The sequence below is a fragment of the Paenibacillus sp. 01L418 genome (assembly GCF_056400045.1).
In genome coordinates this window covers 1-851 of sequence record NZ_JBFTSN010000823.1, presented here as the reverse complement: position 1 = coordinate 851, position 851 = coordinate 1, and the positions used below count along the sequence as shown (strand labels likewise).

At 48.9% G+C, this 851-nt stretch carries 1 protein-coding gene; it reads right to left on the bottom strand.

Annotated elements, in window-relative coordinates; genetic code table 11:
* A partial coding sequence (locus AC1DSE_RS35900) for a glycoside hydrolase family 15 protein (protein WP_477529199.1) occupies positions 1-851 on the bottom strand: 851 nt, incomplete at both ends.

The window sequence follows — 851 nt, the reverse complement described above, 5'->3', positions numbered from 1 at the left end:
GTGTACGACGGTTGCATGCGACCAAGTTAGCGGCGCTACTGATAGCGGCGTTCCGTCGTAAGGATTAAGCTGCTCCGGCAGCAATCCGCTTTGCAGTGCATGATCAGATACCCATTGCAGCGTACTGCGCGGGCTTTCCAGCTCTTGAAGCGTTTTGGCGGAATCAATCTCAAAGTTAGCTACCCATAGCGTACAAATAATCCAAGGGTTTCCTGGAACCTTGTCAATTTCACCTGTTTGCTGGAAATAATAATCGTTCGTGTAACGGGCGATGCCTCCGATATGGGTTTTGACCTGCAGCCCTTCCTTAATCGCATGCATCGTCTGCACGACACGATAATCATCAACAGGAAGCACGCCAAATTCCAGAACGCCGAACAAGCTGCTCTCGAGCGTCATATCCTTCACCCAGCGATTATCCTTCTGAATAAGTCCTCTGGCGAATCGACCGGTTTCTTCATCCCACAAATTAGTTACAATGCCATGTTTAATTGTTTCTGCTGTGCTTTTGTAAAGATCGCTGCGCTCATAATCGCCAAATAGATCTGTGAAAAACGATGCAGCCATTAAACCGCCATATACAGATGCGGCGGTATACGTCCAGATGCCGTAGCGCTCCTCCCACAAGTCATAGCTCGGTTTCGGCAGTGACAAGGAAGGCTCCATGTACGAGGTCAAAAAAGTAGCAGCCTTGCGAATCAGGTTGCTATATAAGGACTGCGGCAGCTCAATCACTTGATTCCGCGAGTAATCCTTCCACAATGCGAATAACACGAGTGCGGTTTCATCCTCTTGTATAGGCAATCTTCTGCTGCCCTGTACGATATACGGATGCCAGCTTGAGCCTACTG